This is a genomic window from Shewanella sp. SM95 (assembly GCF_025653595.1).
Lineage (GTDB): Bacteria > Pseudomonadota > Gammaproteobacteria > Enterobacterales > Shewanellaceae > Shewanella > Shewanella oncorhynchi.
Window position 1 is genome coordinate 1 of sequence record NZ_JAKKSE010000058.1, and the last position, 1,240, is coordinate 1,240.

General features: G+C 47.7%; 1 protein-coding gene and 1 pseudogene. Both read right to left on the bottom strand.

From position 1 onward, the window contains the following. On the bottom strand, nt 1-726 hold a 726-nt coding region (locus L5M29_RS23605; protein WP_263170348.1), incomplete at its 3' end, for a hypothetical protein. 186 nt (nt 727-912) lie between these two features. Next, nucleotides 913-1,240, bottom strand: a pseudogene (locus tag L5M29_RS23610) (hypothetical protein); the annotation flags it as partial.

The window sequence follows — 1,240 nt, forward strand, 5'->3', positions numbered from 1 at the left end:
CAACACTTTATGCATATCTTCGGGATAGCAATAACAGTCGAGATTTGAATAATATCCGAAATAAAACCTGTCTGTATCACACGATATATATGGCCTCTTGTGGGTCACTTTTATCATGTGGGGATGTCCACGCTTGATAGCACTTATTGAGGTGGTTTCTACATTTTTAAAACCAGTAAAGAAAAATGCCATCACGGCAAAACCACCCGCGCCGACCAAGGCGGCCGGGCCTAACAACGCCACGCCGACGATGCAAACAACTACCCCAAACCAAGCCAGCCCCCGCACTACCGCGTAGGCTGCATCCGGAATCGCGTCATGATAGGTAGTAACTAAACCCTCGGTGGTGAGCCGATAATGGTACTGTTTGTCGGCCAACCAGAGGTAGCGCATAAATGGCCCAAAAATCATCACTATGATGAGAAAATAATACCATTGCTCAAATCCATACCAGTATGTCACCAACCCAACTAGAGCCGTAATCCCGCACGGAATAAGGACCATGATCCACCCAATGCCATACACAGTCGCTACCTTAATATCCCACTCATAGAGGGTCGGTGCCTCGCGTACCCGCTGCTGACGCAACTGATAGAGCCGGTCTTGCTCCTCTTGGGGTAATTGCAGGTACTCACTGCGCGGCAGGTCTTCATACCGACTGTCGTCCAACGGTTGCGTCTCTTGCTCTGTCGACGCCGACTGCTGCAGCGCTGCTCTCTTATTCATATAGCTATTCCTTTGCAGTGCCCACGGACTGCACGGTCGTCGTTAACCTACCCACACAGCTCGTACTTAATGTTTTCTCGCTCTTGACGACCTCGCCGCGAAAGGCCTGTCAGCATCTTGGTGGCAAAGCAGCCACTGATGGACACCGAATCTCGCGCCAATAAATAATAGGCGCGAGAAAAAACGTTAACTGGGCAGGGTATTCTCAGGGGCAAAATCTGACAATTGGACTGGTTCGCCGTCACGGGTGCCAACTTTAGAGAGACCAACTATTCGTTCATTTTTCAATAAAAAGAGTTTCGACCCCGGTAATTGCTTCATCAGTAGCGACAACACTTTATGCATATCTTCGGGATAGCAATAACAGTCGAGATTTGAATAATATCCGAAATAAAACCTGTCTGTATCACACGATATATATGGCCTCTTGTGGGTCACTTTTATCATGTGGGGATGTCCACGCTTGATAGCACTTATTGAGGTGGTTTCTACATTTTTAAAACCAGTAAAGAAA